20 protein-coding genes are annotated in these 20,834 nt (G+C 67.7%); 8 read left to right on the top strand and 12 right to left on the bottom strand.

Annotation, left to right across the window (positions count from 1 at the left end; all coding sequences use genetic code 11):
* Positions 1–10: 10 nt before the first annotated feature.
* From nth to ACSFBE_RS16755, 3 genes are read right to left on the bottom strand one after another with little or no spacing between them, the layout of a single operon-like run.
* Positions 11–655 (bottom strand): endonuclease III, encoded by a 645-nt coding sequence (nth, locus tag ACSFBE_RS16765; RefSeq protein WP_435491538.1) that lies wholly within the window; start codon positions 653–655, stop codon positions 11–13.
* 4 nt (positions 656–659) lie between these two features.
* On the bottom strand, positions 660–2,039 hold the full coding sequence (locus ACSFBE_RS16760; RefSeq protein WP_435491537.1) for a type II toxin-antitoxin system HipA family toxin: 1,380 nt from the start codon (positions 2,037–2,039) through the stop codon (positions 660–662).
* Complete coding sequence (locus ACSFBE_RS16755) at positions 2,033–2,299, bottom strand: helix-turn-helix domain-containing protein (protein WP_435491536.1); 267 nt, start codon at positions 2,297–2,299, stop codon at positions 2,033–2,035. The genes ACSFBE_RS16760 and ACSFBE_RS16755 overlap by 7 nt, the downstream gene beginning before the upstream one ends.
* Positions 2,300–2,432: 133 nt before the next feature.
* Between ACSFBE_RS16755 and ACSFBE_RS16750 the strand changes: the two genes are divergently transcribed.
* Positions 2,433–3,620: an aminotransferase-like domain-containing protein gene (locus tag ACSFBE_RS16750; RefSeq protein WP_435491535.1), complete on the top strand. Its 1,188-nt coding sequence runs from the start codon at positions 2,433–2,435 to the stop codon at positions 3,618–3,620.
* A 4-nt stretch (positions 3,621–3,624) separates the two neighbouring features.
* On the opposite strand, the gene ACSFBE_RS16745 is transcribed toward ACSFBE_RS16750, so the two are convergent.
* On the bottom strand, positions 3,625–3,852 hold the full coding sequence (locus ACSFBE_RS16745) for a hypothetical protein (RefSeq protein WP_435491534.1): 228 nt from the start codon (positions 3,850–3,852) through the stop codon (positions 3,625–3,627).
* A 57-nt stretch (positions 3,853–3,909) separates the two neighbouring features.
* Between ACSFBE_RS16745 and ACSFBE_RS16740 the strand changes: the two genes are divergently transcribed.
* Positions 3,910–4,260, top strand: a complete 351-nt coding sequence (locus ACSFBE_RS16740; RefSeq protein ID WP_435491533.1) for a DUF6172 family protein — start codon at positions 3,910–3,912, stop codon at positions 4,258–4,260.
* 10 nt (positions 4,261–4,270) lie between these two features.
* Here ACSFBE_RS16740 and ACSFBE_RS16735 read toward each other — a convergent pair whose 3' ends face one another.
* The 6 genes from ACSFBE_RS16735 to mfd form a co-directional block, all read right to left on the bottom strand.
* On the bottom strand, positions 4,271–5,353 hold the full coding sequence (locus ACSFBE_RS16735; RefSeq protein WP_435491532.1) for an Ldh family oxidoreductase: 1,083 nt from the start codon (positions 5,351–5,353) through the stop codon (positions 4,271–4,273).
* Positions 5,350–6,855 (bottom strand): tripartite tricarboxylate transporter permease, encoded by a 1,506-nt coding sequence (locus ACSFBE_RS16730; protein WP_435491531.1) that lies wholly within the window; start codon positions 6,853–6,855, stop codon positions 5,350–5,352. The genes ACSFBE_RS16735 and ACSFBE_RS16730 overlap by 4 nt, the downstream gene beginning before the upstream one ends.
* A 10-nt stretch (positions 6,856–6,865) precedes the next feature.
* Positions 6,866–7,333, bottom strand: a complete 468-nt coding sequence (locus ACSFBE_RS16725) for a tripartite tricarboxylate transporter TctB family protein (RefSeq protein WP_435491530.1) — start codon at positions 7,331–7,333, stop codon at positions 6,866–6,868.
* A gap of 13 nt (positions 7,334–7,346) precedes the next feature.
* On the bottom strand, positions 7,347–8,318 hold the full coding sequence (locus ACSFBE_RS16720; RefSeq protein ID WP_435491529.1) for a tripartite tricarboxylate transporter substrate binding protein: 972 nt from the start codon (positions 8,316–8,318) through the stop codon (positions 7,347–7,349).
* A 152-nt stretch (positions 8,319–8,470) separates the two neighbouring features.
* Positions 8,471–9,181, bottom strand: coding sequence for a phosphoserine phosphatase SerB (serB, locus tag ACSFBE_RS16715; RefSeq protein WP_435491528.1), 711 nt, complete (start codon positions 9,179–9,181; stop codon positions 8,471–8,473).
* Positions 9,178–12,660, bottom strand: coding sequence for a transcription-repair coupling factor (gene mfd / locus ACSFBE_RS16710; RefSeq protein WP_435491527.1), 3,483 nt, complete (start codon positions 12,658–12,660; stop codon positions 9,178–9,180). Before mfd ends, serB begins: the two co-directional genes overlap by 4 nt.
* Before the next feature lie 116 nt (positions 12,661–12,776).
* Here mfd and ispD point away from each other — a divergent pair, with 116 nt between their 5' ends.
* Together ispD and ispF are read left to right on the top strand one after the other, a co-directional pair.
* Positions 12,777–13,493, top strand: a complete 717-nt coding sequence (gene ispD / locus ACSFBE_RS16705) for a 2-C-methyl-D-erythritol 4-phosphate cytidylyltransferase (protein ID WP_435491526.1) — start codon at positions 12,777–12,779, stop codon at positions 13,491–13,493.
* Positions 13,490–13,975: a 2-C-methyl-D-erythritol 2,4-cyclodiphosphate synthase gene (gene ispF, locus ACSFBE_RS16700; protein ID WP_435491525.1), complete on the top strand. Its 486-nt coding sequence runs from the start codon at positions 13,490–13,492 to the stop codon at positions 13,973–13,975. The genes ispD and ispF overlap by 4 nt, the downstream gene beginning before the upstream one ends.
* 21 nt (positions 13,976–13,996) lie before the next feature.
* Here the strand turns inward: ispF and ACSFBE_RS16695 are convergent, their stop codons facing one another.
* Positions 13,997–15,403: a sensor histidine kinase gene (locus ACSFBE_RS16695; protein WP_435491730.1), complete on the bottom strand. Its 1,407-nt coding sequence runs from the start codon at positions 15,401–15,403 to the stop codon at positions 13,997–13,999.
* Positions 15,404–15,486: 83 nt separating this feature from the next.
* Positions 15,487–16,218, bottom strand: coding sequence for an osmolarity response regulator transcription factor OmpR (gene ompR, locus ACSFBE_RS16690; RefSeq protein ID WP_262075457.1), 732 nt, complete (start codon positions 16,216–16,218; stop codon positions 15,487–15,489).
* 172 nt (positions 16,219–16,390) lie between these two features.
* Here ompR and ACSFBE_RS16685 point away from each other — a divergent pair, with 172 nt between their 5' ends.
* The 4 genes from ACSFBE_RS16685 (at position 16,391) to ACSFBE_RS16670 (ending at position 20,808) form a co-directional block, all read left to right on the top strand.
* Positions 16,391–16,756, top strand: coding sequence for a hypothetical protein (locus ACSFBE_RS16685; protein WP_435491524.1), 366 nt, complete (start codon positions 16,391–16,393; stop codon positions 16,754–16,756).
* A 69-nt stretch (positions 16,757–16,825) separates the two neighbouring features.
* Positions 16,826–17,503, top strand: a complete 678-nt coding sequence (locus ACSFBE_RS16680; RefSeq protein ID WP_435491523.1) for an SIMPL domain-containing protein — start codon at positions 16,826–16,828, stop codon at positions 17,501–17,503.
* Between the two features lie 119 nt (positions 17,504–17,622).
* A complete protein-coding gene (locus tag ACSFBE_RS16675) occupies positions 17,623–18,570 on the top strand; it encodes an alpha/beta fold hydrolase (protein WP_435491522.1) in 948 nt (315 codons plus the stop codon).
* Positions 18,571–20,808, top strand: a complete 2,238-nt coding sequence (locus tag ACSFBE_RS16670) for a RelA/SpoT family protein (RefSeq protein WP_435491521.1) — start codon at positions 18,571–18,573, stop codon at positions 20,806–20,808.
* The last annotated feature ends 26 nt before the right edge of the window (positions 20,809–20,834 follow it).

The raw sequence follows: 20,834 nt of genomic DNA, 5'->3' as shown, positions 1-20,834 counted from the left end.
ATGCGTGGCGTCAGGCCTTCGGCGCCGGCGTCTTGGGCTTGTAGTCGCAGTAGGGCGCCACCGCGCATTCCCAGCACTTCGGCTTGCGTGCGATGCAGATGTAGCGGCCGTGCAGGATGAGCCAGTGGTGCGCGTGCAGCCGGTAGGCAGGCGGCACGCGCTTCTCCAGCTTCAGTTCCACTTCCAGCGGCGTCTTGCCCGGCGCCAGCCCGGTGCGGTTGCCGACGCGGAAGATGTGTGTGTCGACCGCCATGGTCGGCTCGCCGAAGGCGACGTTGAGCACCACGTTGGCCGTCTTGCGGCCCACGCCCGGCAGCGCCTCCAGCTCGGCGCGGGTGCGCGGCACCTCGCCGCCATGCAGCTCGATCAGCATGCGGCAGGCTTCGATCAGGTGCCTGGCCTTGCTGCGATAGAGCCCGATGGTCTTGATGTAGCCCTCGAGCCCTTCCACGCCCAGGTCGAAGATCGCCTGCGGCGTGTTCGCGACCGGGTAGAGCCTGCGTGTCGCCTTGTTCACACCGACGTCGGTGGCCTGCGCCGACAGCAGCACGGCGGCCAGCAGTTCGAAGGGCGTGGTGTATTCGAGTTCGGTCTCGGGCGTGGGGTTGGCCGCCTCCAGGGTGGCGAAGAAGGCGGCGATGTTCTCTTTTTTCATCGGGTCACGAAGCGGGCGAAGGGGCGGGCTCGGTGTCGTGCAGGCGTTGCGCGGTCGTCGTCATGCCTTCGAAGATCGCTTCGGCGAGTGCCGGCGGAAAGTCCGGCGGCAGTTCCGACGCGACCGTGCCCAGCACGCCCGGCAACTGCTGCAGCAGCTCGTCGCACAGCGCGCGCGAATCGCCCAGGCCGGCCAGTTTGGCCACGCCGTCCCAGTGCCGCGCCTGGATGTCGACCAGACCCCAGTGCGCGCTCTTGGCGCGCAGCGCCATCGCCAGCTTGGCCTTCTGCCGGGCAAGCTGGTTCGCGCCGCTGCCGATGATCGGCCAGGCCGAGAGCACGTCGTAGAAGGGCGTGAGCCGATAGCCGCCGCCGCGCTCCAGGAAGATGGAGAAGTTCTTGGCGTGACCGTCCGTTGCGGCCAGCAGCCAGAACACCATCTGTGCTTTCACGAAGGCGGTCTTGTCGGCCAGAGCGTTGGCGCTGGCGTCGAGCACCCGCAGGATGTCGCGCATGCCCGGGCCGCCGTCGGTCTCGTACTTCTGCGCGCCCGGCACGCCGAGCGCCTGGCAGAAATCCTCCTGCGGCAGGCGGGCGATCCATTCGGCATCGGTGCCGGCGCTCTGCAGCGCGCGGTCGAAGCGCTGCACCACCAGCGCCTTGCGCTGGCCGAAGGTGGCGATGTCGCAGTGCGCGGTGGGCAGGCCGAAGGCCGTCATCACGCGCGAGCAGAGCCATTCGTTTTCGACCGACTGCTGCATGTCGGCCTGCATGTTGCCCACCAGGCCGAGCGGCAGCTTGAGGATGTGCGTGGTCGGCGTGGCGCCCAGCGGGCGGAACCAGGCCTCGCCGCGCCGCAGCAGTGCGGTCTTCTCTTGCGCGCCGGCGATGGAGATGCGGAACTCGTCGTCGTCGCGCTGACCCAGCACGCGGCCGGCGGCCAGCGAGGCGTTGATCGCGCGCTCGACGCCCGCATCGTCCAGCGCTTCGGCCTCGATGCGATCGAATCCGGTCGGCGGTCGGCCCGGCGGCAGCAACTGCACGGCGCCCACGCACTCGCGGCCGATGGCTTCGAGCAGGTCGAAAGCGTCGGTGCTGGGGGTGGCGAAGCGGCCCTGCAGGCGGCGACGGATGCTGTCGTTGTCCGGCAGCAGGTTGTCGAAGTAGTTCTGCACCACGGGGCCGCGCAGCGGCACGTTGCCGGGTGTCAGCGGCAATGACAGCGACAGCCGGCGCGCGGCCGGGGAGGCGATCCATTCGTCGGCGTACTGGAAGCGGTGTTCGCCCTCGCGCACGGACCATTCGCCGACGATCTGGCCATTGGTCCACACCACCAGCGGATGCGGGTGGCGGGCGCCGCGGCCGCGTTTCTTCGGGCTCACCATGTCTTGTCTCCCGCTGGGCGCGCGACCGGCGGCGCCGAGGCGGACGGCAATTCCTCCAGTACCAGCCGGTGACCCATGAGCGCCACCAGGCGCGAGATCTGGTCGAAGCTGGTGACGCCCGGTGCGGCCTCGATGCGGGCGATGCGCTTCTGGTTCACGCCGAGTTGTTCACCCAGTTCGGCCTGGGTAAGCTGGCGCGACTGCCGCAACGCGCGCAGCAGCGTGCTCAGCTGCTGGCTGGTTTCGATGGGGTATTGCATGATTTACTACTTTGAGGTGGTAAGTCGAGATTACTATCTATGAATAGTAAAGTCAATCAACTACCTTTGGGTAGTATCTGCAGCACCATCGCTTCGCCGCGACAATATCGCCCAGAAAGTGAGCCACTCCGTCATGCAATTCGCCTCCCGCCTCGACAACGTCGAAACCTCCGCCATCCGCGAACTCTTCAAGCTGCTGGGCACGCCCGGCATCATCAGCTTTGCCGGTGGCTTCCCGGACAGCGCGATGTTCGATGTCGAAGGGCTGAAGGAAGCCAGCGCCAAGGCATTGGACGAGGAACCCGGCGGTGCGCTGCAGTACGGCGCGACCGAAGGCTACGAGCCGCTGCGCACGCAGCTCAGCGCATTCATGAAGACCAAGGGCGTGGACGTGGCGCCGAGCGGCCTGATCGTCACCACCGGCAGCCAGCAAGCGCTCGACCTGCTGGGCAAGACCATGATCTCGCCCGGCGACAAGGTGATCGTCGAAGGCCCGACCTTCCTCGCGACCATCCAGTGCTTCCGCCTGTACGGCGCCGAACTCATCAGCGCGCCGGTCGATGCCAACGGCGTGAAGACCGACGAGCTGGAAAAGCTCATTGCCGAACACCAACCGAAGTTCGTCTACCTCATTCCGACCTTCGGCAACCCCAGCGGCGCCATGCTGAGCCTGGAGCGCCGCAAGAAGGTGCTGGAGATGGCGGTGAAGTACCAGACGCTGATCGTCGAGGACGACCCCTACGGCGACCTGTACTTCGGCGAGGCACCGCCGCCGTCCATCCTGGCGCTGAGCCAGGACGTGCCCGGCAGCCGCGAGCTCATCGCGCACTGCGGCAGCCTGAGCAAGGTGCTGAGCCCCGGCCTGCGCATCGGCTGGATGATCGCGCCGGCCGAACTGCTCGCCAAAGCGACGATGTGCAAGCAGTTCAGCGATGCACACACCAGCACCTTCGCCCAGGCCACGGCCGCGCAGTACCTCAAGAGCGGCCGCATGCCGGCGACGCTGGCCAACGTGCGCAAGGTGTACGGCGAGCGCGCGAAGGCGATGGGCGCGGCGCTGAAACGCGAACTGGGCGATGCCATCGAATTCACGCAGCCCAACGGCGGCCTGTTCTTCTGGGCGCGCCTCACGGGTGCGAACGGCAAGATCGCCGATGCCAACGTGCTGGCCAAAAAGGCGATCGAGCAACTCGTGGCCTTCGTGCCGGGTGCGCCGTTTTTCGCCAACAACCCGGATGTGTCGACGCTGCGCCTGAGCTTTGCGACGGCCAACGTCGAGAAGATCGAGGAGGGCATTGCCCGCCTCGGCAAGGCGCTTTGATCGCTCAGGGCGAGCGGTGCAGCCGCGGCGACGACAGCAGCGCCAGGTTGTCCGCGATCGCCGCGTCCAGCTCGGGCCACTTGCCCGACAGGCGCGACAGCTTCATCACCGTCTGAAGGGCCTGCAGGTCCTTCACGCTCGGCGCGACCTTGATCTGCGCGATGGCCGCCGCCCGGTTGCCGCCGTTCACCAGCGCCATCACCTTGCCTGTCCAGTCGTTCGCTCGCGCCATCGTTTTCACCTGTTGTCCGTCGAAACGTCGACTGTACACACGCAGTTAGGATCAATCATGAGAAAAACATTTCAGCTCAAGCCCGAGGGCAAGCACCCCGACCGCCACCTCGAAGCGGTCAAGCACGAGATCCGCAAGTACATCCAGCGTGAAAAGCGCCGGGACCTTCCGGAAGACATGGACTACTGGGCCTTCGATTGCCGATTCGGTGCCGAGGCCGAGTCGGCCCAGGCCATTCACGTCGAGGAGATCACCACGTCGATCGACGCGGTGGTGACAGCCGAGGGCACGCAGTTCTACATCGAGATCCTCGCCAGGCCGGCCAAGCGCGGGCCGCGTGGAGAGCGAAAGGTGGTCGACAAGCCCACCGACAGCGCCGAGGCCGGCGAAGCGGACGCCGAGGACTGACCCCGCTTCTTCAGCGCAGCGCCTGCGCCAGCTGCAGGCCGTAGCGCGCTTCCGCCGCCTTCAGCGAGGCGGCGATCGACGGGTGCAGCCGCACGCCGTCCTTTTCCTGCGACATTCGGCGCTTCAATCCCCCTTCGCCCGGCAGGCGCACCGGCTTGCCGGCATCGGCCGGTACATTCTCTCGACAGCGCGCGGCCACATGGTCCATCTGGCGCAGGAAGTCCGCCTTGCCGCCGAAGGCATCGAGGTCGTGCAAGGTGATGTGGGCCGTCGCGCCCCAGCCTTCGGGCGGATCGGCCCGGCCGTGGCCGGCGAGGCCGGCCGTCAAGGTCTCGACCAGCAGCGCCATGCCGTAGCCCTTGTGGCCGTGGCTCCGACCGCCGACCGGCAGCAGCGTGCCGGGCGGCTGGTCGAACAGGGTCTGCGGGTCGTTCGTGGGCTGGCCTTTCGCGTCGATCAGCCACTCTTCCGCGAAACGCTCGCCCGCAGCGCGCTTGCGGTTGCTCATGCCATTGGTCGTGATCGAGGCCGAGATGTCGACCATCACGCCGCCGCCCGTCAACGGAAAGCCCATCGCCAGCGGGTTGGGCGTGAACACAGCCTGCGTGCCACCGAAGGGCGCGACGCTCGCGGTGTTCGGGTCGGAGCAGGCCAGCAGCATCAGCAGGTCTTCGTCGAGCGCGCGCAGCATATACGCGGCAAGGCAGGCGATGTGGTGGCTGCGTCGGATGACGAGCGACGCGGTGCCGAGTTCGCGGGCACGCGGAATCAGCAGGTCGAGGCCCTGGTGCACCAGCCACGGGCCGGGCAGGCGGCGGCCGTCCCACAGCACGGCGGCGGGGCGGTCGGACAGCACCTCGGGCGCGCCGTCGTGCGTCATGCCGCCCAACTCGATCTCCTTCACGTAGCCGGCCAGCAGGGCGAGCCCGTGGGTGTCGTGGCCGAGCAGGTCGCCTTCGACCAGCGTGTTTGCGACGCACGCCGCCATCGGCGCCGTGAGGCCGGCGCGCTGCAGGAGATCTGTCGCATAGCGACGCAGCGCGTCGGCCTCGTACAACGAAGCGAAGGAATCGGTGTCGGTTGGAGCGGTCATGCGGGAACGGGATCGGTGATCGGGCGCAGCTTGCGGCGGCGCCAGGCCAGCCAGGCCGAGCCGCCCCACAGCAGCAGGGTGAAGATGGCCAGGCCGGCGGCGATCGGCCGCTCGACGAAGGCGAGCCAGCTGCCGTCGGACTTGATCATCGAGGTGATGAAGTTCTCCTCCAGCATCTTGCCCAGCAGCATGCCGAGGATGGCCGGCGCCACCGGGAAGCCGTTTTCTTCCAGCACCCATGCGGCCACGCCGAAGCCCAGCAGGATCCACAGGTCGAACAGAGAATTGTTGATGGCGAAGGCGCCCACCAGGCAGAACACCAGGATGATCGGCATCAGCACATTGCGCGGCATGCGCAGGATGCGCGCCGAGGCCTTGATGCAGGCCCAGCCCAGCGGCAGCATCAGCAGGTTGGCCAGAATGAACACGATGAACACCGCGTAGACGTTCTGCGGGTTGTTCATGAAGATCATCGGCCCAGGGTTCATGTTCTTCATGTAGAGCACGCCGATCACGATGGCGGTGATCGAGTCGCCGGGAATGCCGAACACCAGCGCCGGCACCCAGGCACCGGCCAGCGCGCTGTTGTTGGCGGCACCGGCTTCCACCAGGCCTTCGGGGTGGCCGGTGCCGAACTTCTCGGGTTCCTTCGACATCTTCTTGCTCATCGCGAAGGACATCCACGCCGCGATGTCGGCACCCGCACCGGGCAGGATGCCGACCGCCGTGCCCAGCACGCTGCCGCGCAGCGTCTGCTTCGGGTACTTGCGCATCAGGCCACCCATGCCCTTGAACACCGAGCCGATCTGCGCCTTGAACTCGGCCACCTTGGAGGTGTCGAGCGTGAAGCGGATCAGCTCGGAAATGGCGAACATGCCGATCATTGCCGGGATGAGGCTCAGGCCACTCAGCAGGTCGGGGCTGTCGAAGGTGAAGCGCGGATGGCCGGCCGGGTTCTCCAGCCCCACGGAACCGAGCAGCAGGCCCAGGCACAGTGTGATCAACCCCTTGAGCGGCGTGTCGCTGGTGATGAACACCGCGCAGCTCAGGCCGAGCAGCACCAGCCAGAAGTATTCGAAGGAGCTGAACTTGATGGCCACCTCGGCCAGCGCCGGCGCGGCCACGATCAGCACCACGGTGCCGAACAGCCCGCCGATGCACGAGAACACCAGGCCGATGCCCAGCGCGGTTTCGCCATGGCCCTTGCGCGTCATCGCGTACGACTCGTCGGTGTAGGCCGCGGAGGCCGGCGTGCCCGGAATGCGCAGCAGCGCGCCCGGGATGTCGCCCGCGAAGATCGCCATGGCGGTGGCCGTGACGATGGCCGCGACGGCGGGCACCGGCGGCAGGAAGAAGGTGATCGGCACCAGCAGTGCGGTCGCCATGGTGGCGGTGAGGCCGGGCACGGCGCCCACGAACATGCCGAAGATGCCCGAGAGCAGCATGACGACGAGCACGGTCGGCGTGGCGACCATCTGCAGGGCAAGGATGACGGCGTCCATCAGCGGTCTTTCACCAGGCGAAGCGTTGCAGCACGCCCCAGGGCAGCGGCACCTTGAGAAGCTTGTAGAAGCAGGTGTGGATCACCAGCGTGGCGCCGATGGCCACCGCCACGGCCAGCAGCGGGCGCACCCCGCACGCCCACTGCAGCGCGACCAGCACCACCAGGCTGCACACGATGAAACCCAGTGTCTCGGACAGCAGGACGTAGAACACCATGCTGCCCAGGGTGATCGCGAAGGCCGCCAGGTGCCGCGGCGAGCGCAGGCCGTCGCTCAGTACCCCCCAGGGCTGCTGCACGCGCAGGCCCTGCCAGGCCAGCACGGCCGACGCGAGCGCCAGACCGATGGCGACGAGGCCCGGGAACAGCGCCGGGCCGTACTGCTGGCCCGCCGCAGGTGGAAAGCCCTGGATGTGCCACAGCACCGCCAGGGACAGCAGCAGCAGGACGCCGCCGATCAGGCTGTCGTGGATGCGCATCGGTGCGATGCGCTCACTTGGCGATGCCGGCGGCCTTCATCGCCGCAGCGGACGCAGCGTCCTTCTCGGCCATGAACTTGGCGAAGTCGCCGCGGTCGGCGTAGAGCGCACCGAAACCGCGCTGCGCGAGGAAGTCCTGGTAGCCCTTGCCGTCATAGATCTTCTTGAGCGCTGCCGCGAGCTTGTCGGTCATGTCCTTCGGCAGGCCCTTGGGGGCAGCGATGCCGCGCCAGGCGCCGATGTTCCACAGCGTGCCGTCCGCAGCCTTGTAGAGCGGCACCTTCGGGAAGATGCCGTCGGGCTTGGAGCCCATCAGCACCAGCGCGTTGGCCTTGCCGGCCTCGATCAGCGCGCGCGCCTCGGGCAACGAGCACGACACCACGTCGACGCCGCCCGCCAGCAGGTCCTGCAGGCCGGGTGCGGCGCCCTGGCTCGGCACCCAGGCGATGGCGTTGCCCGGCAGCTTGTTGTCGACCAGCCATTGCGCCAGCCCCAGGTGCCAGATGCCGCCCTGGCCGGTGCCGCTGGCCTTGAGCTTGCCGGGGTTCGCCTTGGCCGCAGCGAGCAGGTCCTGCGCCGATTTGATGGGCGAGTCGGCACGCACCATCACAGCGTTGGCATCGAAGTTCATCAGCGCCAGCGGCGTGTAGTCCTCGCCCGAGAGCTTGGTGAGGCCGGCGTGCCGCATCATGCCAATCTCCACCGTCAGGATTCCGATCGTGTAGCCGTCGGGCGGGGCCGAAGCGATGGCCTGGTGGCCGACCACGCCGCTGCCGCCGGTGCGGTTCACCACATTGATCGGTTGTTTGAGCTCTTGCTCGAGCTCCGCGGCGATGATGCGCGCCACCGCGTCGGTGCCCCCGCCCGCGCCCCAGGGCACGATCAGCGTGATGGGGCGTTCGGGGTAGGCCGCGAAGGCCAGTCCGGGGAAGGTGGCGGCGACCGCGGCTGCAGCCAGGACGCTCAGGGATTGACGGCGCTTCATGGTGTCTCCTGCTCTGTGGATCGAGATATCCCGCCGCATTCTTCGATGCGACAGGGCATTCCAACATCCGGGAGAGCTGACCGGCACCTGAACAACCCTAGGTGTAGCGCGCGTCGTTTTCCCTTAGGAGGAAACCGGTTTCGTCCTGGCCTTCAGCGCAACACTTCGAGCAGGCGGTCGAGTCTGCCTTCATTGATGGCCACCATGGCCTGCTCGCGCACCTTCGGCTTGGCATGGAACGCGACCGACAGGCCGGCTTCGCCCATCATCGGCAGGTCGTTGGCACCATCGCCCACCGCGATGCATTCCTGCGGCGACACGCCCAGCAGCGAGGCCACCTCCAGCAGCGTGCGGCGCTTCTCGGCGCCATCGCAGATGTCGCCCCAGCTCTGCTGCACCAGGCGGCCGGTGAGTTGGCCATCGGCCTCGTCGAGCAGGTTCGAGCGCGCGAAGTCGATGCCCAGCCTGTCCTTCACGCGGTTGGCGAAGAAGGTGAAGCCGCCCGATACCAGCAGCACCTTCAGCCCGGCCGCCTTGCACGCCGCGACCAGCTCGCTCGCACCGGGATTGAGCTGCAGCCGCTCGTCGTAGACCTGCTGCAGCGCTGCCACCGGCACGCCTTCGAGCAGCGCCACGCGTCGGCGCAGGCTTTCCTTGAAGTCCTTGATCTCGCCGCGCATCGTCGCTTCGGTGATGGCAGCAACCTCGGCCTTCTTGCCGACGGCATCGGCGATCTCGTCGATGCACTCGATGTTGATCAGCGTCGAGTCCATGTCGAAGGCGATCAGCTTGTAGTCGCCGAGCGCGAGCGGCGGCGTGAAGCGCTGCACCACGAGGCCGGGCGCGAATTCGGTGGAGCTCATACGGGGGCGGGTTCCTGGTGGGTCTTGGGTTGGCCGAGGCTGCGCAGCACGTCGCGCACCATCTGGGCGCGGTCTTTCGGCTCTTTCAGTTCGCGCTCGATGCGCAGCTTCTCGTTGCCGGCCAGCTTGATGTGCTTGTTCTTCTGGATCAGATGGATGATGGCCATCGAGTCGATCGGCGGGTCCTTCTTGAAGGTGATGTTGATGACGCCGGGCGCCGCATCGACCTTCACCACGCCGTAGGGCCGCGCCAGCACCCGCAGGCGGTGCACGTCGATCAGCGTCTGGGCCTGCGGCGGCAGCTTGCCGAAGCGGTCGACGATCTCTTCGAGCAGCGTGTCGATCTGGTCCGGCGTCTTGGCCGTCGCGAGCTTCTTGTAGAACGACAGGCGCAGGTGCACGTCGCCGCAGTAGTCGTCGGGCAGCAGGGCGGGCGCGTGCAGGTTGATCTCGGTCGTGACCGACAGCGGCGCGAGCAGGTCGGGCTCGTGCCCGGCTTTCAGGGCGCGCACGGCCTCGCTCAGCATCTCGTTGTAGAGCTGGAAGCCGATCTCCATCATGTTGCCGCTCTGGTTCTCGCCCAGTACCTCGCCGGTGCCGCGGATCTCCAGGTCGTGCATCGCGAGGTAGAAGCCGGAGCCGAGTTCTTCCATCTGCTGGATCGCGTCGAGCCGCTGCGAGGCCTGCTTGGTGAGCCCCTCGATGTCCGGCACCATGAGGTAGGCATAGGCTTGGTGGTGCGAGCGCCCGACACGGCCGCGCAGCTGGTGCAGCTGTGCCAGGCCGAACTTGTCGGCGCGGCTCATCACGATGGTGTTGGCGGTCGGCACGTCGATGCCGGTCTCGATGATGGTCGAGCACAGGAGGATGTTGTAGCGCTGCGCCACGAAGTCGCGCATGACGCGTTCCAGTTCGCGCTCGGGCATCTGGCCGTGGGCCACGGCGATACGGGCCTCGGGCAATATTTCTTCGAGCTTCTGCCGCCGGTTCTCGATGGTCTCGACCTCGTTGTGCAGGAAATAGACCTGGCCGCCGCGCTTGAGCTCCCGCAGCACGGCTTCGCGGATCACGCCGTTGCCTTCGGTGCGCACGAAGGTCTTGATCGCCAACCGGCGTTGCGGCGCGGTGGCGATCACGCTCAGATCGCGCAAGCCTTCGAGCGCCATGCCCAGCGTGCGTGGGATCGGCGTGGCCGTGAGCGTGAGCACGTCGACCTCGGCGCGGATGGCCTTCATCGCCTCCTTGTGGCGCACGCCGAAGCGATGCTCCTCGTCGATGATGAGCAGGCCCAGGTTCTTGAAGTCGATGGAAGGCGACAGCAGCTTGTGCGTGCCGACCACGATGTCGACGCTGCCGTCGGCCAGGCCCTTGGCGGCCGCGGTGATTTCCTTGGTGGAACGGAAGCGGCTCATCTCCGCCACCTTCACCGGCCACTTGCTGAAGCGGTCGACCAACGTCTGGTAGTGCTGCTCGGCCAGCAGCGTGGTCGGCGCGAGAAAGGCGACCTGCTTGCCGCCGGTGATGGCGATGAAGGCGGCGCGCAGCGCGACCTCGGTCTTGCCGAAGCCCACGTCGCCGCAGACGAGGCGGTCCATCGGCTGCGGCGAGATCATGTCCTGGATCACGGCGTGGATCGCGGCCTTCTGGTCGGCCGTCTCGTCGAAGCCGAAGTCGTTGGCGAACACCTCGTAATCGGCGGCGGAATAGCGGAAGGCGTGGCCCTGGCGCGCGGCGCGGCGGGCGTAGATGTTGAGCAACTCGGCGGCGGAATCGCGAATCTGTTCGGCGGCCTTGCGCTTGGCCTTGTCCCACTGGCCCGAGCCCAGCTTGTGCAGCGGCGCCTCGTCGGCGCTCACGCCGGTGTAGCGGCTGATCTGGTGCAGCTGGCTCACCGGGACGTAGAGTGTGGCCTTGTCGGCGTATTCCAGGTGCAGCATCTCCTGCAGCAGCGGGTTGCCTTCGGCGTCCTTGCCCTGGCCGAGGTCCATGTTGATCAAGCCGCGGTAGCGGCCGATGCCGTGCGCGGTGTGGACCACCGGGTCGCCGACGTTGAGCTCGGACAAGTCCTTGATCAGCGCCTCGACGTCGCTGACCTGTTCCTGGCGCTTGTTGCGGCGGCGCGTGGTCGGTGCGGCGGCGAACAACTCGGTCTCGGTGACGAAGTCGATGTTGCGCTCGCGCCAGGCAAAGCCCGAGGCCAGCGCTGCCGTCGCGATGCCGATCTTCTCGCCGTCGTCGGCCTCGAACTCGGCCAGCGACTCGAAGGCCGGCGGGCTGATGCCGCTGGCCCGCAGGAAGTCGAGCAGGCTCTCGCGGCGGCCGTCGCTCTCGGCGATCAGCAGCAGGCGGCTGGGCGTCGCGCGGATGTAGTCCTTGAGCTTGGTGAGCGGGTCTTCGGCGCCGCGCACGACGGCGAAGGGCGGGAGCGTGTCGAACTCGGCGTACGGCGCCTCGGTGGCCGCGCCGCGGATCGCCAACTGCGCGTAGGGCTTGGCGCGGCTGTAGAACTGTTCGCCATTCAGGAACAGCGATTCGGGTGGCAGCGCCGGCCGCTCCGGGTCGCCGCGCACCAGGCGGTAGCGCTCGGCCGCGTCCTGCCAGAAATGCTGGAAGGCCGGTTCGAGGTCGCCGTGCAGCACGACCGTTGCGTCGGTGCCGAGGTAGTCGAACACCGTCGCCGTCTCCTCGAAGAACAGCGGCAGGTAGTACTCGATGCCGGCGGTGGCCACGCCGTTGCCCATGTCCTTGTAGATGCGGCTCTTGGTCGGGTCGCCTTCGAGCAGTTCGCGCCAACGGCTGCGAAAGCGCGCTCGGGCGTCGTCGTCCATCGGGAACTCGCGGCCGGGCAGCAGGCGCACTTCGGGCACGGGGTAGAGGCTGCGCTGCGTGTCGGGGTCGAAGGTGCGGATGGTGTCGATCTCGTCGTCGAACAGGTCGACGCGAAAGGGCACCAGCGAACCCATCGGGAACAGGTCGATCAGGCCGCCGCGCACCGCGTACTCGCCCGGACTCACCACCTGCGTCACATGGCTGTAGCCAGCCAGCGTGAGTTGCGCCTTGAGCTTGGACTCTTCCAGCTTCTGCTTGGTCTTGAAGTGGAAGGTGTAGCCCGCCAGGAAGGCGGGTGGGGCGACGCGGTAGAGCGCCGTGGTCGCCGGCACCAGCACCACGTCGGCCTCCTTCTGGCTGATGCGCCAGAGCGTCGCGAGCCGCTCGCTGATCAGGTCCTGGTGCGGCGAGAAGCTGTCGTAGGGCAGCGTCTCCCAGTCGGGGAACAGGGCGCAACGCAGTTCGGGCGCGAAGAAGGCGATCTCGTCGATGAGCCGCTGCGCGTCGTTGGCATCGGCGGTGAAGATGGCGGTGGCGCGGCCGGCCTTCTTTTCGCGTTCGGCCAGCTGGGCGAGCAGCAGCGCGTCGGCCGACAGGGGAGGGCGCGGCAGCGTGAATCGCTTGCCGGCAGGGAGAGCGGGGAGATCCATGAAGTGCTTCGAGAAATGCAGAACACCCCGCGTCGGGTGACGAGGGGTGTTGTGAGACGGCTCAATTCTAGAATGGCGGCCCCGTTCCTGCCCGTCGCGCACCGCGCGACCCTCCGATGCACGCCTCCCGCTTCTTCGTTCTCATCCCCAGTGCCGGGTTCGGCAGCCGTGCCGGGGGCGAGACGCCCAAGCAGTACCGGCGCATCGCCGACCACCCGATGGTCGCGCACACGCTGGAAGCGTTCCGGGCGCTGCCGGGTCGCTTCGACACCGTGGCGCTGGTCGTGGCGCCGGAGGATCGCGAGGTGGATGCCGCGCTGCCGCGCTTCCCCGGCCCGGGCGAGGCGCTGCTCCGCGTCGGCGGCGCCAGCCGCGCGGCTTCGGTGCGCAACGGGTTGGTCGCATTGCGCGACCGCGGCGCCTCGCCCCACGACTGGGTGCTCGTGCACGATGCCGCCCGCTGCCTGATCATGCCGACGCAGATCGAATCATTGCTGGCCGCCTGCGAACACGACGCGGTCGGCGGGCTGCTGGCGCACCGGGTGCCCGACACGTTGAAGGCCGCATCGCCTGATGGTCGCGTGGCCGCCACCCTGGCGCGCGCCGACAAGTGGCTGGCGCAGACGCCGCAGATGTTTCGCATCGGCATCCTGCTCGACGCGCTCGAGAAGGTGGGCGACGCCGTCACCGACGAGGCCAGCGCCATCGAGTCACGCGGCCTGGCGCCATTGCTGGTCGAGGGCAGCGCGCAGAATTTCAAAGTCACCTACGCCGAAGATTTCGCACTGGCCGAAGCCGTGCTGCTCGCGCGTCGCAACCGGAGCCCCGCATGACCTCTTTCGACATCCGCGTGGGCGAGGGCTGGGACATCCATCAGCTCGTGGCCGGGCGCAAGCTCGTCCTGGGTGGCGTCGAGGTGCCGCACAGCACCGGTCTGCTGGGCCATTCGGACGCCGACGTGCTGCTGCACGCGATCACCGATGCGCTGCTGGGCGCGGCGGGGCTGGGCGACATCGGGCGGCATTTCCCCGACACCGACGCGCAATTCCGAAGCGCCGATTCGTCCGTGCTACTGGCCGAGGCCGCGAAGCGCGTGCGCGCAGCCGGCTGGCAGATCGGCAATGTCGACAGCACCGTGATCGCGCAGGAACCCAAGCTGGCGCCGCACATCCCGGTCATGTGCGCGCGCATCGCCGAGACACTGGAGGTCGCGCTCGACCGGGTCAACGTGAAGGCCAAGACCGCCGAGAAGCTGGGCCCGGTGGGCGAGGGCCGCGCCATGGAAGCGCGCGCCGCAGTGCTGCTGCACCGCTGAGCAGCGGCAGCCGGTCCGGGCTCAGCCCTTCTTGCTCGGCGCCACCACCGGCTTGGGCGGCATGGCGCGCGGCATGCGGATGTGCGCCGCGAAGCCGCGCCCCGGGGTGCTCGTGAGCGCGAAGGTGCCGCCCATGCGCTCGATGTTCTTCGCCACGATCGACAAGCCGAGCCCCGCGCCGGCGGCCGAGGTGCGTGCCGCGTCGCCGCGGAAGAAGGGCTTGGTCAGCTGCGACAGCATGGCCGGCGCCACGCCGGCGCCGTGGTCGCGCACCTTGATCAGCACCGCCTCGTCGTGCGCCTGGGCCTGGATCGTCACGTCGGCCACGCCGGTTGCCGGTGTCTTGCCGTAGCGCCGGGCGTTCTCCACCAGGTTGGAGATCACGCGCTGCAACTCGACCTCGTCGGCCATCACCCGCAGGTCGGTCGGCACCTCGACCTTGATCCTCATGTCGTCGTACTCCTGCACGGCGTAGGTGCAGGCGTCGACCACGTCGCGCAGCAGCACCGGCTTGAAGTCCACGTGGTCGGGCCGCGCATAGTCGAGGAACTTGTCGATGATGGCGTCGAGCTGCGCGATGTCGGCCGCCATGTGGTCGCGCGCATCCTCGTCGGCCACGCTCATCTCCGTCTCCAGGCGCAGGCGGGCCAACGGCGTGCGCAGGTCGTGCGAGATGCCGGCCAGCATGATGGCGCGGTCCTGCTCGATCTTCGCCAACTGGTCCGCCATGCGGTTGAAGCCGATGTTGACCGCCCGAATCTCGTTGGTGCGGGCGCGTTCGTCCAGGCGGTGCGCCTCGTACTCGCCTTCGCGCACCTGCCGCGTGGCACGCGACAGCTGCTTGAGCGGCCGGTTGATGAAGCGCGTGATCAGCGCCGCGCCGGCCAGCGACAGACCCATGGCGGTGATCAGCCAGACCAGCCAGGTCCGGCCGCCGACACGGCTGAAGCGCGTCGGGTCGAGCAGCAGCCAGTAGGTGTCGCTCTCGATCGTGAAGCCGATCCACAGGCCGGGCTCGTCGTTGACCCGGCTGGCCACCGTGGTGCCTTCGCCAAGCTGGTCGATGAGTTCCTCTGTCACCCGTTGGTCGAGCGCGCCGCTGGTGTAGGGCTCGAAGCGGTCATTCGGCTCGCGCGGCAGGATGCGCACGCCCTCCTGGTCGGCGAGCGTCTTGATCAGCGAGACCCGGGTGATCGCATCGGAGTAGACCAGCGCGGCGCGGGTCAGGTTGACCAGCGAGGCAATCTGGTGCGCGGTCTGAATGGCGCGCGGCTCGTACTCGAGCGCACGAAAGGTCTGCAACCATGCCACGGTGCAGCCGAACAGCAGCAATGCCAGCAGGAAGAAGGTGCGCCAGAACAGGCTGAAGCCGAGCTTCAACCCGACGCGCCGCTTGGTCTGCGTCGTGCCCTCCAGCGGGCTAGGCATCGTGACCTGGGGGCCCTCGTCCGAGAAAGGGGCCGGCTGGGTCGTCTTCGGGCCGGCGGCCTCCGCGTGCATTTCCTCGCGCTTCAGGCCGTGCCGTCCGGCACGAACACGTAGCCCACGCCCCACACCGTCTGGATGTAGCGTGGCGCCGCGGCGTCGGACTCGACCAGCTTGCGCAGGCGCGAGATCTGCACGTCGAGGCTGCGATCGAAGGGCTCGAACTCACGTCCGCGGGCCAGCTGTGCGAGCTTCTCGCGCGACAGCGGCTGGCGTGGATGGCGCACCAGGGCCTTGAGCATGGCGAATTCGCCGGTGGTCAGCGACAGCTCTTCGCCGTCCTTCTTGAGCGTGCGCGAGCCGAGGTCGAAGGTAAAGGGGCCGAAGCTGACGGTTTCGTTGTCGGTCGACGGGGCACCTGGCGCTTCGAGCGGGGGGCGGCGGCGCAGCACCGCGTGCACGCGGGCCAGCAGTTCGCGCGGATTGAAGGGCTTGCCGAGGTAATCGTCGGCACCGACCTCGAGGCCCACGATACGGTCGACGTCTTCGCCCTTGGCAGTGAGCATGATGATGGGCGTGCGGTCGTTCGCCGCGCGCAGGCGCCGACAGACCGACAAGCCGTCTTCCCCCGGCATCATCAGGTCGAGCACGATCAGATCGACGGTGTCGCGCAGCAGGATGCGGTTGAGCGCCTTGCCGTCCTCGGCCACGATCACCTCGAAACCTTCCTGGGTGAGATAGCGGCGAAGCAAGTCGCGGATGCGCGCGTCGTCGTCGACGATGACGACCTTGTCTGTACGAGCGGGAGTCTGATTCATTTCTACAACGGAGATTTGTAACAGGGGCGATTCTGAAGCCGTTGTGTCGCCATTCTTCGGCTTTGTGTCGCTGTCTGACACTAAGTTACAAAACTTGCCGACGCACGCGGAGCGTTGATTCCCGCTTCAAGCAGCGATGGCACAGTGCATGGGTCCTCGCTCTCGAACGCCCATGAAACCGTTGATTTCCGTCCGCTCGATTCCCGCTGCGCTGGCCTTCGCGGCCTGCGCCACGTCCTCGGCCGCATCCGGCTTCCTGCAGGTCGGAGGTGCCACTCGCCAGGAGGTGCGGCAGGCCGTCCAGGCGCACCGCGCCGCACAGCGGGAAGAGCTTCAGCGCGAGGAAGCGTCGGCGGGGCGGCGTCTCACGCCAGCGGAATTGTCCGAACTGCGCAGCCAGGTTCGGCAGCAGTGGGCGCCGCGCTACGATGCGCCGCACGTCGGCGTGCGGGCGACGGCAGCGTTGCCGGAGCTTCCGGCGGCGCCGCCGTCGTTGGACCAGCGTGCACTGACGCTGCCGCGCAGTCAGCGGCAGTGAGCGTCACCCACCGGTGCCCGTCGGGCGCCGGTTCATCACCGAAGGATCGTTTTGAGAACAATGAAATGGATGGCCGCCTGCGCAGCCATGGCCTGTGCCGGCATCGCACTGGCCGATACACAGCCACCGCAGAACGTGCTTCAGCTGTCGGCCAGCGGCATCGTCGAAGTCCAGCAGGACCTCCTGAGCATGACGCTCAGCACCACCCGCGAGGCGACCGAGGCGGCCACCGTGCAGTCCCAGCTCAAGGCCGCGCTCGATGCGGCACTGACCGAGGCACGCAAGAGCGCGCAGCCCGGGCAGCTCGATGTGCGTACCGGCAATTTCTCGCTGTCGCCGCGCTACACCCGCGAAGGCAAGATCAACGGCTGGCAGGGCTCGACCGAGCTGGTGCTGGAAGGGCGTGATTTCCCTCGCATCACGCAGGCCGCCAACCGGATCACCACGCTCACGGTGGGTGGCGTCGGCTTCGGCCTGAGCCGCGAACAGCGCGCGCAGGTCGAAACCGAGGCGCAAGCGATTGCCATCGAGAACTTCAAGCAGAAGGCGGCCGAGCTGGCCAAGGGCTTCGGCTTCGCGGGCTACACCTTGCGCGAGGTGTCGGTGAACGCGAACGAGGGCGGTCCGATCCGCCCGCGCATGATGGCAGCGCAGGCCAAGTCCTTCGCGGCCGATGCGCCGGTGCCGGTGGAGGCGGGCAAAACGAGCGTGGTCGTGAACGTCTCCGGCGCGGTCCAGCTGAAGTAGTCCCATCCTCCCGTCAGGAGGGCGGTCTTGCGTTGGCGCATGATGATCGTCCCGGGATGAATTAGGATGCAGCGAGCCTATTATCTGCAGCCGACAGCCCCCTGTTTCAGTCCGTTTTCATGACCGAGCCGAACCTCTTCTTCGTCGACTGCGCGGATGCGCAGGGCGGTCACCGGATGGCCTTCTGGCAATGGGGCGACGCGCGCAGCGCGCACGTTGTTCTGTGCGTGCACGGATTGACGCGGCAGGGCCGCGATTTCGACCTGCTTGCGCAGGCGCTGGTCGCCCGCGCGCAGGGCGACGTTCGGGTGATCTGCCCCGATGTGGTCGGCCGAGGCGAAAGCGACTGGCTGGCCGACCCGACCGGCTACCAGCTGCCGCTCTATGCGGCCGACATGCTGGCGCTGTTGACTCAGCTGCAGGCGGACCGTGCGATCGAACGGCTCGACTACCTGGGCACCAGCATGGGCGGGCTCATCGGCCTGGTGCTCGCCGGCAACACGTCGCTGGCCCTGCCGGCGCCGATCCGTCGGTTGGTGCTCAACGATGTCGGACCGACCATCGACGCCGCCGCGATCGAGCGCATCGGCGGCTATCTCGGCCACGTCGGCCGCTTCGAATCGGTGCAGCAGGCGGCCGACGCGATGTGGGCGATCTCGCAGGGCTTCGGACCGCACACGCCGGACGAATGGCTCGCACTCTCGCGCCCCATGGTCGTGCCGGCGACGTGGCGCACGCCCGACGGCTCCGCCAAGCGTGCCGGCGATGGGGTCGATGCGCCTTTCGTGCTGCACTACGATCCCGCGATCGCGCTGCCTTTCCGCGCGATCACGCCCGAGGCCGCGGCCCAGGGCGAAACGGTCATGTGGTCGCTCTACGATGCGGTCCGCGCCCAGACGCTGCTGACCCGTGGGGCGCAGTCCGACCTGCTGTCGCACGGCACGGCACTCGCGATGACGCAGCGGGGGCCGAAGGCCCGGCTGGTGGAATTCGCGGGCGTGGGGCATGCGCCGACTTTCGTGAAGCCCGACCAGGTCGCGGCCGTCACCTCTTTTCTGCTCGACTGAGTGAAGCGCGATTCCTCCAACCTTCCGGCGCGCCCTGCGGCCGATGCCGTGATCGACTATCCGCTGTCGGCCGCGACGGCCGAGCGCAGCCCTGTCATGGAGAACATGCTGGCGCGCGCCCGCGCGTTCGCCGAACCGCTGATCGCCGACGAGACGCTCGACACCGGTGAGAACACGCTGGCCCATGCCGATGCGGTCGCTGCCATCGTGGCGGCCATGGGCGGCTCCGAGGCCATGCAGGCGGCCAGCTACCTGGTCTATTCCTGCCAGCACCTGAACCGTCCGCAGGAGGTGATCGCCAAGGTCTTCGGCGACAACTTTGCAGCGCTCGCGGTCGAGACGACCAAGCTCGTGCATGTGCAGAAGCAGGCGCGCATGGCCGCACTCGGCGCCCATGGGGCCGATGGCGGCGGTGCGCAGACGGAGAACGTGCGCAAGATGCTGCTCGCCTTCTCGCGGGATCTGCGCGTGGTAATGCTCCGGCTGGCGTCGCGGCTGCAAACGCTGCGTCATGCGGCGTCGATCAAGCGACCGGTGCCCGAGAGCGTTGCACGCGAATCGCTGCAGGTGTTCGCGCCGCTGGCCAATCGGCTGGGCATCTGGCAGGTCAAGTGGGAGATCGAGGACCTGTCGTTCCGCTTCCTCGAGCCGGAAACCTACAAGCTCATCGCCCAGTTGCTGGACGAGAAGCGCATCGAGCGCGAAGGCTACGTCGAGCAGCTGAGGCTGCAGCTCGAGGAGGAGCTGAGGGGGCAGGGCATCCGTGCGACGGTGCAGGGGCGGCCCAAGAACATCTACAGCATCGTGAAGAAGATGCGCGGCAAGTCGCTCGACTTCGCGCAGGTGTTCGACATCCTGGCGCTGCGGGTCGTGGTGCCCGACGTGAAGGACTGCTATGCGACCTTGGCCTGGGTGCACTCGCACTTCCAGCCCATCGACGAGGAGTTCGACGACTACATCGCGCGGCCCAAGCCCAACGGTTACCAGTCGCTGCACACGGTGGTGCGCAAGGTAGTGAACGGCAAGGCCGGCAAGCCGATCGAGATCCAGATCCGCACCGAGGAAATGCACGACCACGCCGAGCATGGCGTGGCGGCCCACTGGGCGTACAAGGAGGCGGGCCCCAAGGGCTACGCCGGCGTGTGGTCCAGTGGCGAATACGACGCCAAGATCGCGGTGCTTCGGCAACTGCTCGCATGGGAGCGCGACCTGTCGGGCGGCCAGCAGGGCCAGGGGCTGTTCGACGACCGTATCTATGTGCTGACGCCCGATGCCGCCATCGTCGAATTGCCGCAAGGCGCCACCGCCGTCGACTTCGCGTACACGGTGCACACCAGCCTCGGCCACCGCTGCCGCGGCGCGCGCATCGACGGCGCGATGGTGCCGCTCAACACGCCGCTGCAGAACGGCCAGACCGTCGAGATCATCGCAGCGAAGGAGGGGGGGCCATCACGCGATTGGCTCAACGCCGAGCTCGGCTACCTGGCCAGCCACCGGGCGCGCGCGAAGGTGCGCGCATGGTTCAACGCACAGGTCACGCACGAGACCATCGCCAAGGGGCGCGAAGCCGTCGAGAAACTGCTGCAGCGTGAGGGCAAGACCTCGACGCGGCTGGAAGACCTGGCCTCACAGCTTGGCTTCAAGTCGGCCGACCACCTGTTCGAAGTGGTGGGCAAGGACGAGTTTTCATTGCGGAACATCGAGACCTTGCTGCGGCCGCCGGAGCCCGCACCGGGGCCCGACGACGGCGTGCTGCTGAAGAAGTCCCGTGCCAGCGACAAGGCGGGCAAGGGCGGCGTGCTGGTGGTGGGCGTGTCGTCGTTGATGACGCAATTGGCCAAGTGCTGCCGGCCGGCACCGCCGGACGCCATCGGCGGCTTCGTCACACGCGGCCACGGCGTGAGCGTGCACCGCAGCGACTGCAGCAATTTCCGCACGATGGCCGGCCACAACCCCGAGCGCGTGATCGACGTCGAATGGGGTCGACCCAAGGTGGAAGAGGGATCGCTCTACGCGGTCGATGTGGCCGTCGAAGCGGCCGATCGGCAAGGTCTGCTGCGTGATATCTCGGACGTGTTCGCGCGCGAGAAGATGAACGTCATCGGCGTGCAGACGCAGTCGGTCAAGGGCACTGCGTGGATGACGTTCACGGTGGAGATCCCCGACACGGCGCGGCTTTCGCAGGTGCTGAAGGTGGTGTCTGCGGTGTCTGGTGTGAGATCTTCGCGTCGCCGTTGAAAAAGCGTGTTTTTGCCTGCTATACT

Origin of the sequence: Variovorax sucrosi (genome assembly GCF_051216635.1) — a bacterium.
Taxonomy (GTDB): domain Bacteria; phylum Pseudomonadota; class Gammaproteobacteria; order Burkholderiales; family Burkholderiaceae_C; genus Variovorax.
This window is presented reverse-complemented; position numbering and strand designations above follow the sequence as displayed.

Bases quoted from the DNA above. Each gene is read 5' to 3' on its own strand.
- nth (WP_435491538.1), bottom strand. From the start codon at position 655: ATGAAAAAAGAGAACATCGCCGCCTTCTTCGCCACCCTGGAGGCGGCC.
- ACSFBE_RS16760 (WP_435491537.1), bottom strand. From the start codon at position 2,039: ATGGTGAGCCCGAAGAAACGCGGCCGCGGCGCCCGCCACCCGCATCCG.
- ACSFBE_RS16755 (WP_435491536.1), bottom strand. From the start codon at position 2,299: ATGCAATACCCCATCGAAACCAGCCAGCAGCTGAGCACGCTGCTGCGC.
- ACSFBE_RS16750 (WP_435491535.1), top strand. From the start codon at position 2,433: ATGCAATTCGCCTCCCGCCTCGACAACGTCGAAACCTCCGCCATCCGC.
- ACSFBE_RS16745 (WP_435491534.1), bottom strand. From the start codon at position 3,852: ATGGCGCGAGCGAACGACTGGACAGGCAAGGTGATGGCGCTGGTGAAC.
- ACSFBE_RS16740 (WP_435491533.1), top strand. From the start codon at position 3,910: ATGAGAAAAACATTTCAGCTCAAGCCCGAGGGCAAGCACCCCGACCGC.
- ACSFBE_RS16735 (WP_435491532.1), bottom strand. From the start codon at position 5,353: ATGACCGCTCCAACCGACACCGATTCCTTCGCTTCGTTGTACGAGGCC.
- ACSFBE_RS16730 (WP_435491531.1), bottom strand. From the start codon at position 6,855: ATGGACGCCGTCATCCTTGCCCTGCAGATGGTCGCCACGCCGACCGTG.
- ACSFBE_RS16725 (WP_435491530.1), bottom strand. From the start codon at position 7,333: ATGCGCATCCACGACAGCCTGATCGGCGGCGTCCTGCTGCTGCTGTCC.
- ACSFBE_RS16720 (WP_435491529.1), bottom strand. From the start codon at position 8,318: ATGAAGCGCCGTCAATCCCTGAGCGTCCTGGCTGCAGCCGCGGTCGCC.
- serB (WP_435491528.1), bottom strand. From the start codon at position 9,181: ATGAGCTCCACCGAATTCGCGCCCGGCCTCGTGGTGCAGCGCTTCACG.
- mfd (WP_435491527.1), bottom strand. From the start codon at position 12,660: ATGGATCTCCCCGCTCTCCCTGCCGGCAAGCGATTCACGCTGCCGCGC.
- ispD (WP_435491526.1), top strand. From the start codon at position 12,777: ATGCACGCCTCCCGCTTCTTCGTTCTCATCCCCAGTGCCGGGTTCGGC.
- ispF (WP_435491525.1), top strand. From the start codon at position 13,490: ATGACCTCTTTCGACATCCGCGTGGGCGAGGGCTGGGACATCCATCAG.
- ACSFBE_RS16695 (WP_435491730.1), bottom strand. From the start codon at position 15,403: ATGCCTAGCCCGCTGGAGGGCACGACGCAGACCAAGCGGCGCGTCGGG.
- ompR (WP_262075457.1), bottom strand. From the start codon at position 16,218: ATGAATCAGACTCCCGCTCGTACAGACAAGGTCGTCATCGTCGACGAC.
- ACSFBE_RS16685 (WP_435491524.1), top strand. From the start codon at position 16,391: ATGAAACCGTTGATTTCCGTCCGCTCGATTCCCGCTGCGCTGGCCTTC.
- ACSFBE_RS16680 (WP_435491523.1), top strand. From the start codon at position 16,826: ATGGCCGCCTGCGCAGCCATGGCCTGTGCCGGCATCGCACTGGCCGAT.
- ACSFBE_RS16675 (WP_435491522.1), top strand. From the start codon at position 17,623: ATGACCGAGCCGAACCTCTTCTTCGTCGACTGCGCGGATGCGCAGGGC.